General features: G+C 36.4%; 12 protein-coding genes. 4 read left to right on the forward strand and 8 right to left on the reverse strand.

What is annotated here, in order from left to right:
• Positions 1-7: 7 nt before the first annotated feature.
• Together cshA and BTM29_RS01015 are read right to left on the reverse strand one after the other, a co-directional pair.
• Positions 8-1,561, reverse strand: coding sequence for a degradosome RNA helicase CshA (gene cshA / locus BTM29_RS01010; protein ID WP_076613719.1), 1,554 nt, complete (start codon positions 1,559-1,561; stop codon positions 8-10).
• A gap of 71 nt (positions 1,562-1,632) precedes the next feature.
• Entirely contained in the window at positions 1,633-2,997 is a 1,365-nt protein-coding gene (locus BTM29_RS01015; RefSeq protein WP_076613720.1) for a UDP-N-acetylmuramoyl-tripeptide--D-alanyl-D-alanine ligase, read from the reverse strand.
• An 89-nt stretch (positions 2,998-3,086) separates the two neighbouring features.
• On the opposite strand from BTM29_RS01015, the gene BTM29_RS01020 reads away from it, so the two are divergent.
• On the forward strand, positions 3,087-4,325 hold the full coding sequence (locus BTM29_RS01020; RefSeq protein WP_076613721.1) for a multidrug efflux MFS transporter: 1,239 nt from the start codon (positions 3,087-3,089) through the stop codon (positions 4,323-4,325).
• 14 nt (positions 4,326-4,339) lie between these two features.
• Here the strand turns inward: BTM29_RS01020 and BTM29_RS01025 are convergent, their stop codons facing one another.
• The 6 genes from BTM29_RS01025 to BTM29_RS01050 all read right to left on the reverse strand — a co-directional run bounded on the left by BTM29_RS01025 (position 4,340) and on the right by BTM29_RS01050 (position 10,654).
• Positions 4,340-4,588 carry a type B 50S ribosomal protein L31 gene (locus BTM29_RS01025; protein ID WP_076613722.1) on the reverse strand — a complete coding sequence of 83 codons (249 nt, stop codon included), beginning with the start codon at positions 4,586-4,588 and terminating at the stop codon, positions 4,340-4,342.
• A 99-nt stretch (positions 4,589-4,687) separates the two neighbouring features.
• Positions 4,688-6,181, reverse strand: coding sequence for a ribosomal protection-like ABC-F family protein (gene abc-f, locus BTM29_RS01030; RefSeq protein ID WP_076613723.1), 1,494 nt, complete (start codon positions 6,179-6,181; stop codon positions 4,688-4,690).
• 250 nt (positions 6,182-6,431) lie between these two features.
• Positions 6,432-7,709: a UDP-N-acetylglucosamine 1-carboxyvinyltransferase gene (locus tag BTM29_RS01035; RefSeq protein ID WP_076613724.1), complete on the reverse strand. Its 1,278-nt coding sequence runs from the start codon at positions 7,707-7,709 to the stop codon at positions 6,432-6,434.
• Positions 7,710-7,746: 37 nt separating this feature from the next.
• Entirely contained in the window at positions 7,747-9,360 is a 1,614-nt protein-coding gene (locus tag BTM29_RS01040; RefSeq protein WP_076613725.1) for a CTP synthase, read from the reverse strand.
• A gap of 162 nt (positions 9,361-9,522) precedes the next feature.
• Positions 9,523-10,167 carry a DNA-directed RNA polymerase subunit delta gene (rpoE, locus tag BTM29_RS01045; RefSeq protein ID WP_076613726.1) on the reverse strand — a complete coding sequence of 215 codons (645 nt, stop codon included), beginning with the start codon at positions 10,165-10,167 and terminating at the stop codon, positions 9,523-9,525.
• Between the two features lie 46 nt (positions 10,168-10,213).
• Complete coding sequence (locus BTM29_RS01050; RefSeq protein ID WP_076613727.1) at positions 10,214-10,654, reverse strand: YwiB family protein; 441 nt, start codon at positions 10,652-10,654, stop codon at positions 10,214-10,216.
• 65 nt (positions 10,655-10,719) lie between these two features.
• Between BTM29_RS01050 and BTM29_RS01055 the strand changes: the two genes are divergently transcribed.
• From BTM29_RS01055 to BTM29_RS01065, 3 genes are all read left to right on the forward strand, one after another.
• Positions 10,720-11,538 (forward strand): lipoate--protein ligase family protein, encoded by an 819-nt coding sequence (locus BTM29_RS01055; protein WP_076613728.1) that lies wholly within the window; start codon positions 10,720-10,722, stop codon positions 11,536-11,538.
• Positions 11,538-12,878 carry an HD domain-containing protein gene (locus tag BTM29_RS01060; RefSeq protein WP_076613729.1) on the forward strand — a complete coding sequence of 447 codons (1,341 nt, stop codon included), beginning with the start codon at positions 11,538-11,540 and terminating at the stop codon, positions 12,876-12,878. The genes BTM29_RS01055 and BTM29_RS01060 overlap by 1 nt, the downstream gene beginning before the upstream one ends.
• A 117-nt stretch (positions 12,879-12,995) precedes the next feature.
• On the forward strand, positions 12,996-14,696 hold the full coding sequence (locus tag BTM29_RS01065; RefSeq protein WP_076613730.1) for a glycerol-3-phosphate dehydrogenase/oxidase: 1,701 nt from the start codon (positions 12,996-12,998) through the stop codon (positions 14,694-14,696).
• Positions 14,697-14,721: the final 25 nt, after the last annotated feature.

Genomic DNA, 14,721 nt, shown 5'->3' on the forward strand with positions numbered 1-14,721 from the left:
AGTCTAATTATAGATTTGTTCTGATCTTAAAATTCTTCTTTGATGGTTTTGCTTTGGAATTGTTTTTACTTTCATGACGCTTTTCGCCTGACTTACCACCATGGTTATTGCTACTACCACTGCCACCACGATGATCATCATGTCTTCTTGAATGATGGTTTCCACCACCGTTACGATTGCGATCATGACCATAATTACCACGTCTACCATGACCTGAACGATTACGACTTACCTTACGTGAAGGAAGTGGTCTCTCAGGTGCAATCTTAACAGGAACACTTTCAGCATCCTTGATAGTTGTTGTTAAGTAAACTTTAACCAAGTCTTCAGCTGAATATTCACCAAGTAATTCTTTAACTGCATCGTCGAAACGATCCAAGTTAGAATCAGTAGCGATTGTATTCTTAACTTCTTCCTTAACTGATTCAAGTTGTCCTTTAAGAACTTCTGTATCAGTTGGAGGTGAAAGTGGCTTCATACGTTTTTTAGTTAGGTTTTCAATTGTACGTAAGTAACTCATTTCATTAGGTGTAACAAAAGTTACAGAAATACCTGAATGTCCTGCACGTCCTGTACGTCCAATACGGTGAACATAGCTGTCTGGATCTTGAGGAATATCATAGTTATAAACATGTGATACACCAGAAATATCCAATCCACGAGCTGCAACATCAGTTGCAACAAGGAACTCTAACTTACCAGCCTTAAATTTACGAAGAACACTAGTACGCTTATCTTGTGACAAGTCACCATGAAGTCCTTCAGCGTTGTAACCACGAGCTTGCAAACCACGTGTCAATTCATCAACACGACGCTTTGTTCTACCGAAAATCAATGCTAGTTCTGGTCCTTGAACATCAAAAAGTCTAGTCATCAAATCAAACTTTTCAAAGTCACGAGCTTTAACAAAGTATTGATCGATCTTGTCAGCTGTTAATTCCTTTGACTTGATCTTAACAATCTTAGGGTTAGTCATGAACTTATCAGCAATACGCATGATAGGTTTTGGCATAGTAGCTGAGAACAATAGAGTTTGGTGTTGATTAGGAACATTTGAAAGGATGCTCTCGATGTCTTCAACAAATCCCATGTCTAGCATTTCATCAGCTTCATCTAAGACAACTGTTTTAACATTACCTAATTTAAGAGTACGTCTGTTGATATGATCAAGCATACGGCCTGGAGTACCAACAATAATATTAGGGTGGTTCTTCAAAGCACGAATTTGTCTTCTGATATCAGAACCACCATAGACAGATTGTACTTTAACTTTCTTATCGCGGCCTAATCTATATAACTCTTCTTGAGTTTGGATGGCCAATTCTCTTGTAGGTGAGATAATAAGAGCTTGAATATCATTTGATGTCATATCAATGGCATCTAGAATTGGAAGGCCAAAAGCTGCTGTCTTACCTGTACCAGTTTGGGCTTGTCCAATTACATCATCACCGGCTAATACCAGTGGAATAGTTTCTGCTTGGATGGGTGTAGTTTCTTCAAAACCTGCATCATCAACAGCTTTTAATAACCTTGAATCTAAATCTAATTCGCTAAATTTCACAAAAATCCTCCAGTTGTAACGCAATTACTGTAAACAACATTGCGCTCATCAATCATTCTCAAACAACACTTTTAAACTAAATTATTTAAAACGTTTTCCAGATGAATGCCATGACTAGCTTTTAATAAGATAGTGTCACTTGAGTTTAATTCTTTCTTTATATTATTTGTTAGTTCCGTTAATTGATCTTTACTATACCAAATCAAATCTTCAGAAGAATACTTCTGACTTAACTTGGCTTTCAAAGCCTTCATTTCATCCCCTACAAGATAAACTTTCGCAAAGTCCCTTGTATTGATGTGATCCGCAAGTGATTCGTGCAATTGCTTGGATGCACTACCGAGTTCTAACATATCTCCTAGAACGACGATCTTGCGTCCAGGGGTAGAAATATTCTTGAGATTCTCTAGAACTTCTATTGCAGCAGTCGGGTTTGAGTTATATACATCACTTAAAATGTCTGCACCATTTTTTGCTTTTAACCATTCTGTTCTATTTTCAGTAACATATAGGTTAGCCAAAGCTTTTGCCATTGTCTCTGGCTTAACATGAAGGGCTTGACCAACTAAAATTGCAGCCAAGGCATTCTTAACATTATATTCGCCCATCATCGGAATATCAAACTCTAAGTCCTGCCAAAGGTTGGTTTTGAACTTTGTCGTTGTCTTTCCAGCCTTTATTGACGTAGCGTAAAGCGTATTCATATCTTTTTTTCCAAAAGTTAGTTTTTCTTGCTCAACTTTTGAAGCACGTTCTTCCAATAATGGTTCATCTCCATCATAAATGAACCTACCATCTTCTTGCAAATGATCGACTATTTCCATTTTTGCATCGGCAATTTTACTGCGTGTTCCAAAGAATTCAATATGTGCCTCACCGATCATCGTGATAACTGAAATATCAGGATTAGCCAAACTACTCAAGTGTTCAATCTGACCAGGTCGATCCATCCCCATTTCCACAACTAAAACTTCAGTATTAATAGGCATATTTAAAATAGTGAATGGAACACCAATTTCATTATTAAAATTTAGTGGCGTTTTGGCGACATTATTATTGGTAGCTAAAATTGCTGCGATCATATCTTTAGTAGTGGTTTTACCATTACTACCAGTGACAGCGATGACCTTAGGATTAACTTTGGCCAGATAATATTTTGCCAATGTATCAAAGGCCTTAGCAACATTTTTAACAACAATATACGGAATATCACCGTTAGGAATTTCATGATCACTCTGCCAAACAGATGCACTTGCACCATTTGAAATCGCACTGCCTATAAACTCGTGTCCATCACGATCCCCTTGCAAAGGAAAAAATAAATCTCCGGCCTTGGCCTTTCGACTATCGAAACAAACCCCTGTAATATCGATATCAGGAGCGTTTTCCACGTTGATTTTTAAAGCAGAGTAAACTTCTTTTAACTTCATTTTCATGAATGTTTTTCCCCAATTCTGAAAAATTATTTTTATCCATACTAAATAAAAAGAGTATAGTATATTACTTAGAAAGGAACTGATGCACTATGACATCTAAATCACAAAAGGTACCGACTGGGAATAATTACTGGAAACGTAACTTAACTGTTCTCTGGTTCAGTACTTTCATGACAGGTATTGGCTTTAGTATGATAACACCCTTTTTGCCATTATACATTAATCAACTGGGTAATTTCACAAAAAACCAACTTGTCATCTGGAATGGTATTGCATTCTCTTCAACATTCTTAGTCATGGCGATTGTTTCTCCCATTTGGGGTAAAATTGCTGATCGTAGGGGTAGAAAGCTCATGCTTATCCGTGCGGCATTAGGTATGGCAATTGTTATCTCACTACAAGCTTTTGCTACAGCCGCCTGGCAACTTGTCGTTCTTCGACTATTGCAAGGTGTTTTCTCAGGATTTGTAAGTAACGCAAATACTTTAATAGCATCAACCGCACCCCGTTCAGAAAGTGGTAAAGCACTTGGTACTTTGAACACTGGTGTTATCTCTGGTACCTTATTGGGTCCATTAGTTGGTGGTGTAATTGCACAATATCTAGGATATAGAATTCCATTTATGATTACTGGATCATTATTATTTATAGCATTTATTCTTGTAACTATCTTTATTAAAGAAGATTTCAAACCTATTCCAAAGGGACAAGAAGAATCTACTAAACAAATCTTCCACAAATTAAAAAATCCAAATCTAATTTTAGCTATGTTCGTTACCACTATGATAATCCAAACCTCAAACAACTCAATCAACCCGATCATCAGTTTGTATGTAAAACAATTGTTACCCGGGTCTGACAAAGTAACTTTGATAGCTGGAGTCGTTGCAGCCGTACCAGGTATTGCAAACATCATTGCAGCGCCACGTTTCGGTGCGCTCGGTGACAGGATCGGTACTAGTAAGATTTTGATCGGTGGATTGATATTTGCCATTTTAGTTTATATTCCACAGGCATTTGTTACAAATGTTTGGCAATTAGCTACGTTGAGATTCTTTGTTGGTATCTCAGACGCTTGCTTAGTTCCACAAGTTCAAACACTGCTGGCAAAATATACCGATGCACAATATACCGGAAGAATCTTTGGTTATAATCAATCATTCCAATCCGTTGGTAATGTATGTGGGCCATTGTTAGGCTCATTCATCTCAAGTACCCTAAGTTATTCAGCGGTCTTCATAAGTACCAGTGCTTTGGCTGGAATCAACTTAGTTTGGGTTTCAACTCACATAAGATCAAAAAAGGGTAAAAAAATAAAAGCCTCCTAATATAGGATGGCTTTTTATTTTTGTGATAAACCATATTTCTTGTTGAAACGGTCGATACGTCCATCTGCTTGAGCAAACTTTTGTTTACCAGTGTAGAAAGGATGTGAATCTGATGAGATTTCAACACGAATTAATGGGTATTCTGTACCTTCAAAATCAGTTGTTTCTTTTGATTCAACAGTTGAACCAGCTAAGAACTTCTTACCTGTTGATGAGTCCATGAATACAACTTGATGATAGTCTGGATGAATTCCTTGTTTCATTCTATGTCGCTCCTTTGCCCTAAGTCTTTTGCAGAGATAGAGATTAATTTACTAACGGTATTAAATATTAACATGAACTACGACTTTATTCAATACAATTTATTTTTGTAAAATTATTTTTTGGTCAGAAACTTCATCTATTAAATCTTGATCATGATCTATTAACAACATCGTTGGATGTTGTTTTTTTATTGCATCAATAATCTGTTGCCTTGTAATAACATCTAAAAAGTTCAGTGGCTCATCCCACAAATAAATATTTGCTTCTTCAGAAAGACTGATTGCAAGTGCAACTTTTCTCTTTTGCCCTTGACTCATGTTTTCAATTGACTGATCAAATAAACTACGTTCAAAGCCTAATTTCCGTAAATTAGAAAAGATATTTTCGGCATCAATCTGTTTTTTGAAAGCAAGTTGTCTAATATTGCCAGCCAATTCGTCCTCTTGTGCCAAATAAGAGATTTTTGCATTCGCCGCAACATGTAATTCACCTATCTGTTCAAACGGCTGCTTGATGCCTAATATTTGCTTAAACACAGTCGTCTTACCAATTCCATTCTCACCTATTAATGATACTACAGTATCCACAGGTAATTTAAAACTAACTTTAGGAGTCAGTACTTCATCGTGTCTTAGTTGCAAATTATCCACAGTAATCAGATTCTTGGGGTGATCAACTTTTACGTAATTTAATTCAATGGGATCTTCGATCTCGATATTTTTTAAAAGATTTTTCTTCTCATCGATCTCGCTATCAACACGCTTAACGATTACCTTTGCTTTTTTCATCATTTTGGCAGATTTATGTCCGATAAATCCCTTATCAAGATTCACTTGTTGTAATCCTGTCTTGTTCTTACCCTTTTCTGTCTGACGTGACCAATTCTCTCGTTTCACAGCTGTTTCATGTAGCCTGTTGATATCTTTTTTAAGCTGATTCTTTTCTCCCAGTTCTAACTGATCTTGACGAGTCTTTTCTTGTTCCCATGTATCATAATTGCCCTTATAAACATCTACATCTGTCCTGTTTATCGATATAACATGATCGATCACTTGATTCAAGAATGCTTTGTCGTGGCTAATAACTATGAATCCTTTCTTACTTTTCAAATAATCAGAAACTACCTTACGACCAGCAATATCCAAGTGGTTAGTCGGTTCATCGATCAATTGAAAGCCATAATCATCTATGAATAAAATTGCCAATAAGACTTTTGTCTGTTCTCCAGGACTAAGTGTGGAAAACTTCTGATTTAAAATAGCTGTTTTAACTTGCAATTTATCAAGTTCGACCTCTATTTTCCACATGTCATATTCCTCTAAGTTCGTTAGCTCTTTGACTAATTCAATTGTTTGACGATTCTTATCTACAATTGGTTGTGGATAATAATAAAAGTTCAAGTTAGAGATTATTTGACCTGAATACTGTAACTTGCCCAACAACATCTGCATCAATGTAGACTTACCACGGCCATTTCTGCCTATTAAGCCAAGTTTCCAGCTTTCATCAATTTTTAAGTTTAAAGAATCAAACAGATTATTTACCATTTGATCATATTTGAAACTAACATTTTCTATTTGTATTGTTCCCATAAATAAAACACCTCGTTTACGGTGTTTTGACCCCAACAAAAAAAGACGCTATATAATAGCGTCCCTGTACACGAAAAGAATAGATCTTTTCATTTTTAAGGAAGCGCCATCAAGAATATTAAGTCGAAGTCAAATTACACACTTATTTTGTATAATTTAAAATTTCAACTTAATTTCTCAACGGCTGCACTCCCCTTCTTGTTATAAACTAGTTAATAATCTACCAACAAAATAATCATCTGTCAATATTTTATTCAATTAAATCATCTTCACCGACTAATTTAACATCAGCACCCAGACAATGTAGCTTCCAAACGACTTGATCATAACCTCTAAGGATATTCTCAGCATTATTAATAGTTGTCTGTCCATCTGCCAACAATCCGGCAATCATTAAACAAGCTCCAGCACGGATCTCTTCAGCCGAAACAGTGGCACCTTTTAATTCAGCACCACCACGCACGAATATCAAGTCATTTTCACTTGTGATATTTGCTCCCATCTTATTGAGTTCGGCAATATGTTTAATCCGTTTTGGATAGATCGTATCAATGACCATAGCTTCCCCATCAGCCTTCATAAGTAGCGGTGTGATAGGTTGTTGCAGATCAGTTGCAAACCCAGGATATGGCATAGTTTTAATATTAACTGATTTTAATTTTGGAGAATTTTTAACATAAATACTATCTTCGCCAATTTCTAGGTTAACACCCATTTCATCTAGTTTTGCCAAAAAGGCATCCAGATGTTCGCTGATAATATTTTTAACTAAAATCCCACCACCATTAGCAGCAGCTAAACTAAGATATGTTCCAGCTTCAATTCGATCAGGAATAATAGTATGCGCATTATTTGAACGTAAACTATCTACCCCTTCAATACGAATTGTTTCCGTACCAACTCCACGGATCACGGCTCCCATGTTATTAAGGAAAGTTGCCAAATCAATGATTTCTGGTTCTTTGGCAGCATTTTCAATGATGGTAGTACCCTTGGCTTTAACCGCGGCCAAGATAACATTAATAGTTGCCCCAACAGAAACCATGTCTAAAAAGATCTTAGCACCTTTCAGGCCTTCTTTTGGAGTTGTAATAATTATTTGACCGTGTTTATTTTCAACATGCGCACCTAGTGCTTCGAATCCCTTGATATGTTGATCAATTGGACGTGGTCCAATGTCATCGCCACCTGGGAAACCAACAATAGCTTTGCCAAATCGGCCCAACATGGCTCCCATAAAGTAATATGAAGCACGTAAACTGCTTACCTTACCACTAGGTAGTTCGGCAAAATGAATCTTTGTCGGATTAATCTTTAATACATCATCCTTCATTTCTGAAGAAACGTTCATATCTTTCAAAATAGAACGTAAATTTTTTACATCTCTAATTTGTGGAACTGAATCTAACACTACAGGTGTATCAGATAATATGGCAGCCGGAATGAGCGCCACAGTGCTATTCTTTGCACCACCAATTGTTACTTCACCTGATAACTTTTTTCCACCATTGATTACAAGTTTTTGCATAAGCTTTTCCCTAACTATTTTTAACTACTTCAGGAAATTACATATTCTCTTCATCTAACCCTGAAGCTGCACCAATAAATGATTTGAATAGACCTTCTGGTTTTGTAGGTCTTGATAAGAATTCTGGATGATATTGTGCGGCAATATGGAACTTATTACTTGGAAGTTCAATAATCTCAACCAAATGATTGTCTGGTGAAACACCTGAAAATACAAGTCCTAAATCTTCAAATTGCTTGCGATATGCATTGTTGAATTCATATCTGTGTCTGTGTCTTTCTTGGATCACTGATTGATCGTCATAAGCTGCAGCAGTCTTTGAACCTGGTTTTAATTTACATGGATATGCACCCAAACGTAATGTTCCACCACGATCTTCAACGTCTTTTTTATCTGCCATAATATCAATAACTTTATTTGCTCCGTCTGAATCAACTTCACCCGTTGTAGCATCTTTAATACCGGCAACATTTCTAGCAAATTCGATACTTGCCATTTGCATACCTAAACAAATACCAAAGTATGGAACATCATTTTCACGAGCATACTTAATAGTTGTGATCATACCCTCAAGTCCACGGCTTCCAAATCCACCAGGGACCAAGATACCATCAGCATCTCCAAGCATCTCTTCAACATTATCCTCTGTGATAAGATCTGCAGAAATCTTCTTCAATTCAATATCTGTATTATAAACATAACCAGCAGAACGAAGTGCCTCTGTAACAGAAATATAAGCATCTTGTAACTTAGTATACTTACCAACAAGTGTGATCTTTGTTTTATGTTTCAAATTATGAACACGATCAACTAACTTGTTCCAATCTGTCATATCAGCTTCTGGAGTATCTAGGTGCAAGTAACGACATACGATATCATCGAAGCTTTGAGCTTGTAAATTCAATGGAATATCATATAACGAACTTGCATCACGTGATTCAATAACAGCCTCTGAATCAACATCACAAAATGAAGCAATTTTATCTTTCATATTTTGTGGCATAGGTTTTTCTGTACGAACAACCAAAATGTTTGGTTGAATACCAATTCCACGCAATTCTTTAACACTGTGTTGTGTAGGTTTTGTCTTCATTTCGCCAGCAGCCTTCAAGTAAGGCACTAGTGAAGTATGAATATAAACAACGTTTTCAGAACCAACTTCTGACTTCATTTGACGAAGTGCTTCTAGATATGGAAGTGACTCAATATCACCAACCGTACCACCTACTTCTGTAATGATAACATCAGAATCAGTTGTTGTAGCAGCGCGCATTATTTTTTGCTTAATCATATCTGTAATATGTGGAATAACTTGTACTGTAGCTCCATTGTAATCTCCACGACGTTCGCGACGAATTACTTCAGAGTAAATCTTACCTGTTGTAACGTTTGAATACTTGTTCAAATCGTTATCAATAAATCTTTCATAGTGTCCCAAGTCAAGGTCAGTTTCTGTACCATCGTTAGTAACATACACCTCACCGTGTTGATATGGACTCATAGTTCCTGGATCCACATTAATATAAGGGTCAAATTTTTGCATTGTTACCTTTAGCCCACGGTTCTTTAGTAATCTACCAAGGGATGCCGCAACAATACCCTTACCAAGAGATGAAACAACTCCACCTGTAATAAAAATATACTTAGTCATAGCTTTCCTCCACATATTCTTTCTAGGGAATTCCTACTCAACCAAAAATAAAAAAAGTCCCCTATTCTACTGAACAGGGAACTTGTAATTAGACAATCTAATAGAGCCCAAACAATATAATACTGTTATCTATCCAAATCGTCAAACAATAAATTCACAAATTTAAATATCGTCGTCTTCGTCTGAGTCGTCATCATCATCTTCATCACTAAGGTCGATGTCACTATCTTCATCGTCATCATCTGCATCAAACTCTGATAGTTGTCCCTCAATACCGTCATCTAAGCCGGTATCTTGTTCATCATCACTATCATCATCTACTGAAAGATCAGAGTTTGTGAACTTAGAAAGATCTGGACCATTGCTTGATGATTCATCACTTTCATCATCGTCATCATCCATATCTGTAACGTTCAAATCAGCATCATCATAATCGACAACATCATCGTCTTCAGCATCGTCACTCATAAAGGCATTAACCTTTTGAGCAGCTTTATGGGTATTTTCAGTTCCGTTATCTTCTGGGTGATTAACTTCCTCATCAACAGAATCAAATGGATACCATTTACGCAATCCCCAAACGTTTTCACCTAGTGAAAGAAAACTACCGTCGTTATTTAAGTCTGTATAAAATTGAGGCAGTGAATCCTTAACATCAGCATCAGATCTACCTAAGTAGTCTTGAATCTTATTGACAATATTAGAAAAGTTCATTGCCTCTTTATTACTTGTATCAAGAATTTCATAAGCAACCTCGATTAGAGATAGCTCATCTTTGTTTTGGTTCTTGAGTTTTTCAAATTCCAAACGGGTACACGTCCTTTCGCAGCGTCTTAGTTATAATGATAGATTGTCAAGCACTAAAAATCAATCGAAACTTGTAATTACCTACTATATTATTATCATAAATCAAGTCATAATCAATGTTTATTTTCCCAGACAAGGGCTTATTTATGACTTCTACTACAGAATCATTGGTAAAGGTCCCCAAAGGTAAAACACCATATTCTGTCTGTAAATGCCCACTATTATGTTTTTTATGGGTAAAATATAATAGTGATGCAAGATTAGTTGATTTTGCGACACGTTTTAAGTGGATCTCACCATCGTCGCCCACTTTGACAAGAATAGACGCCTTATCATTATTATCTAGACTCTCATCAAATCTCAAATACATTGATTTGCCGATCTTGGTAAACTTACCAGGTTCAACAATCTTTGTATGAGTTATCTCTCCTGCTTGGAGAGTTTCCATATTTAGTTCTACATTTACATTCACACTGTTATTTTCCAATATGCAACACCTCTACATGATAAAATTAAAATAACAATTATATTTCAAAGAAGTGACTAAATTAAATGAACAATACAATACTATTATACAATCAAGAAATCACTAAAGATGAAGATATGCTCAAACCCTTCGCAGATACTGGGGCAATTCTCAAATTCACCTCAGAAAATTCTATCCCAGTGGCACATTTCTGGACAACGCCACCGACAGTTATCCTTGGTCTACAAGACCAAAGACTTAAAAACATCGCTGGTGGAATGAAACGACTAGAGGAAAAAAGATACCTCTACTACGTTAGAAATTCCGGTGGACTCGGTGTTGTCACTGATGAAGGAATTTTGAACTTCACTTTATTTTTACCAAATAAAAATAATATCACAATTGACCAAGCGTATGAACAGATGCATCAAATTATGCAAAAAACTTTTTCAGATAAAATAAAAACTGGTGAAATAGTTCATTCATATTGTCCTGGCACATATGACTTAAGTATCGATGGTAAAAAGATTGCTGGTATATCGCAAAGGCGCTCAGGTAATGCTGTTGCTATTATGGCCTATATCAGTGTAACAGGCAATCAAAAAAAACGCTCGCAATTAATGAAAGATTTTTACGAAATAAGTAATTATCCGCTACATAAGAAAATAACTTACCCTAATATTGATATTCACTGTATGACAAATCTAGATGAAATCTTAAATCATCCACTTACGATCAACCAGGCCAAAGAACAAATCATAGAAACGTTGAAACTTTCTGGTTATCAGCTAAATCAAAATGAATTCAATATTATTAGAGAATCGCTGCCCTATAAAGATGCCTATAAACAAACTATGGATGATTTAATCTATAAAAATCAAAAGCTATTGTCGGAGGAGAAATAATGACTTACAAATTAGAGATGTTACCAAGAGAAAAAGTTTTCCGAGATCCAATCCACAATTACATACATGTTCAACATCGTGTTATTTTGGATTTGATCAATACCAAAGAATTCCAAAGATTGCGCCGTATTAAACAACTAGGTACTGCTTCATTCACTTTCCAAGGAGCAGAACAATCAAGATTCACACACTGCATGGGTGTCTATGAAATAACTCGCCAAATTTGTGATAACTTCAAACGTAACTATCCGACTAAAAATCCTGGTGATGGTTTGTGGAATGATGATGAAAGGATCGTAGCTTTATGTGCTGCCCTACTTCATGACGTTGGTCATGGACCTTATTCACACACCTTTGAACATATCTTCAATACTGATCACGAGCAATGGACTCAAAGAATTATTACTTCTAAAGAAACTGAGATCAATCAAGTTTTACGTCAAGTTTCTGATGACTTCCCAGAAAAAGTCGCCAGTGTTATCGCTCATACTTATGATAATCCTCAGGTAGTTCAGATGATTTCTAGCCAAATCGACGCTGATCGGATGGATTATCTACTACGTGATGCATATTTCACCGGCACAAAATATGGAATGTTTGATTTAACAAGGATTCTTCGTGTTATGCGTCCTTATAAAAATGGGATTGCCTTTGATTATGATGGGATGCATGCCGTTGAAGATTACGTACTAAGCCGTTTCCAAATGTACCAGCAAGTTTATTTTCACCCAGTATCACGTGGTATGGAAGTAGTCTTAACCAAGCTATTGCAACGTGCAAAGGACTTGTATGAGCACAATCATATGAATGACTTTGAAATGCCAAGTTTGTTGATCCCATTCTTCGAAAATAACGTCGGCATTGACGATTATCTATCCCTAGATGATGGTATATTGAATACCTACTTCACCTTATGGCAAAATTACCCAGACGAGATTTTGAAAGATCTCTCTTATAGATTCTTGAGTCGCAAACCTTTGAAGTCAGCTGAATACGATCAAGAAACCGAGAAGATACTTCCAAAATTGGCTGATATAGTTGAAAGTGCTGGATTTGCTAAAGAGTACTACACTTCCACAAACACAAGCTATGACCTACCCTATGATGTTTATAGCCCAAATAGTAACAAAAATCGCACCCAAATCGAGATCATGCGTGATGATGGATCATTGATAGAATTATCGACCATCAGTGGTTTGGTAAATGCCCTAACCGGTAAGATCTCTGGCGATGAAAGATTCTACTTCCCAAAGTCAATGCTAGTTGAGCATCCAGATGATATTTTTAGTAACACTTATGAGCAATTCCAAGAGCACATCTTTAACGATGAAATAATCTAAAGATCAATATCAAGTGATCCAAGTTAAAACGCTTTCAGTTTTTACCGATATTTAATAGAATGTATTTATATGAATAATAATTTTCTTAAATCTCTAAAATACTAGGAGGAACACTTGATGAAAGAATTCTCAGAACAAACTCGACTGGATAACTTACGATCCATGCAAAATGAAGAATTAGACCTGTTGGTTATCGGTGGTGGCATCACAGGATCTGGTATTACACTTGATGCACAAACTCGTGGCATCAAAACAGGACTAGTTGAAATGCGAGACTTTGCATCTGGAACATCAAGTCGATCAACCAAATTGGTCCACGGTGGACTACGTTATTTAAAACAAGCAGCTATTAATGAGGTCCATGAGGTTGGTAGTGAACGTGCCATCGTCTATAACAATGCACCTCAAATCACGACGCCCTTAAAAATGATGCTACCATTTTATAACGGTGGAACTTTTGGTCCTTTTTCTACAGCCATTGGTTTGGATGTCTACGATAGATTAGCTCAGGTTAAATCTTCAGAGCGCAAATATATGCTCGATCCACAACACACTACTGATCGTGAACCTTTTATAAAAAGTGAGAATCTCAAAGGATCTGGAGTTTATGTGGAGTATCGTACTGATGATGCCAGATTGACACTTGAAGTAGTCAAAAAAGCCAGTGAATTAGGCGCTTTGATTGCCAATTATACAAAAGTTACTGACCTATTGTATGATGAAAATCAAAAAGTTTGTGGAGTTATTTTTGAAGACCAAATAAGTGGTACAACTGGAGAAATCCATGCAAAGAAAGTAGTGAATTCCTGTGGACCTTGGGTAGATGAAATAAGAGATATGGACGGATCTAACACAGGTAAGCATCTTCACTTAACAAAGGGTGTTCACCTAGTCATCGATCACGAAAACTTCCCTATTTCCAATTCAATTTACTTTGACACTCCATTTCATGACGGTAGGATGATGTTTGCAATTCCTCGTGAAAACAAGACCTATATTGGAACAACTGACACGACTTGGAATAGTGATCCAAAAGAACCAAATATCACAGTAGAAGATGTAACCTATATTTTGGCAGCCGCTAATCAAATGTTTGATCTACCAGAACAATTGACTCCAGATGACGTTGAATCCGGTTGGTCAGGAGTTCGTCCATTAATCCAAGAAGAAGGTAAATCACCTTCTGAAATTTCAAGAAAAGATGAAATTTTCCATTCAAAATCCGGGCTACTTTCAATTGCCGGTGGTAAATTAACTGGTTATCGTAAAATGGCCGAAAAAATCGTCAATGAGGTTGCTTTTGAATTATCCACTGAAACCGACTACGAATATCAATCACAACAAACAAAGAACCTGACTCTTTCTGGTGGTGAAGTTGGTGGTGATGAAGGTTGGGATTTATATCTTGAGGAAATGACCGAACTTGGAATCGTAACGTATAAACTTGAACGTGACGATGCTCAAAAACTTGTTCAACGCTTCGGATCAAATGTCACTGACGTTTACGAATTGATTCCTGACGATGATTTCAAAGATAATCTTCCAAGAGTAGATTGGGCAATGTTACAATATGGACTAAAAGCCGAGATGGTTGAACACCCAATTGACTATCTACTTCGCCGTAGTAGTCAAATGTTGTTTGATATCAATCATATGAAAGATGTTGAAGATCCTGTAATTGATTATATGAGTGATTATTATGGCTGGGATGAAGCTACTAAAAAGTCAATGACTGATGAGGTCAACGAGAAACTTAAATTGACCGACTTAAGTGAAATAAAGAAAGCCTATCACGAACATATCGCCAAAGAAGTTTAGTTACTAAAAAAAGTCTGTCTTTTAG

Origin of the sequence: Companilactobacillus allii (genome assembly GCF_001971585.1) — a bacterium.
GTDB classification, from domain to species: Bacteria; Bacillota; Bacilli; order Lactobacillales; family Lactobacillaceae; genus Companilactobacillus; species Companilactobacillus allii.

What these genes read in the sequence shown, in the direction of transcription:
- BTM29_RS01015 (WP_076613720.1), bottom strand. Translation starts at nt 2,997, where the DNA reads ATGAAAATGAAGTTAAAAGAAGTTTACTCTGCTTTAAAAATCAACGTG.
- BTM29_RS01020 (WP_076613721.1), top strand. Translation starts at nt 3,087, where the DNA reads ATGACATCTAAATCACAAAAGGTACCGACTGGGAATAATTACTGGAAA.
- BTM29_RS01025 (WP_076613722.1), bottom strand. Translation starts at nt 4,588, where the DNA reads ATGAAACAAGGAATTCATCCAGACTATCATCAAGTTGTATTCATGGAC.
- abc-f (WP_076613723.1), bottom strand. Translation starts at nt 6,181, where the DNA reads ATGGGAACAATACAAATAGAAAATGTTAGTTTCAAATATGATCAAATG.
- BTM29_RS01035 (WP_076613724.1), bottom strand. Translation starts at nt 7,709, where the DNA reads ATGCAAAAACTTGTAATCAATGGTGGAAAAAAGTTATCAGGTGAAGTA.
- BTM29_RS01040 (WP_076613725.1), bottom strand. Translation starts at nt 9,360, where the DNA reads ATGACTAAGTATATTTTTATTACAGGTGGAGTTGTTTCATCTCTTGGT.
- BTM29_RS01055 (WP_076613728.1), top strand. Translation starts at nt 10,720, where the DNA reads ATGAACAATACAATACTATTATACAATCAAGAAATCACTAAAGATGAA.
- BTM29_RS01060 (WP_076613729.1), top strand. Translation starts at nt 11,538, where the DNA reads ATGACTTACAAATTAGAGATGTTACCAAGAGAAAAAGTTTTCCGAGAT.
- BTM29_RS01065 (WP_076613730.1), top strand. Translation starts at nt 12,996, where the DNA reads ATGAAAGAATTCTCAGAACAAACTCGACTGGATAACTTACGATCCATG.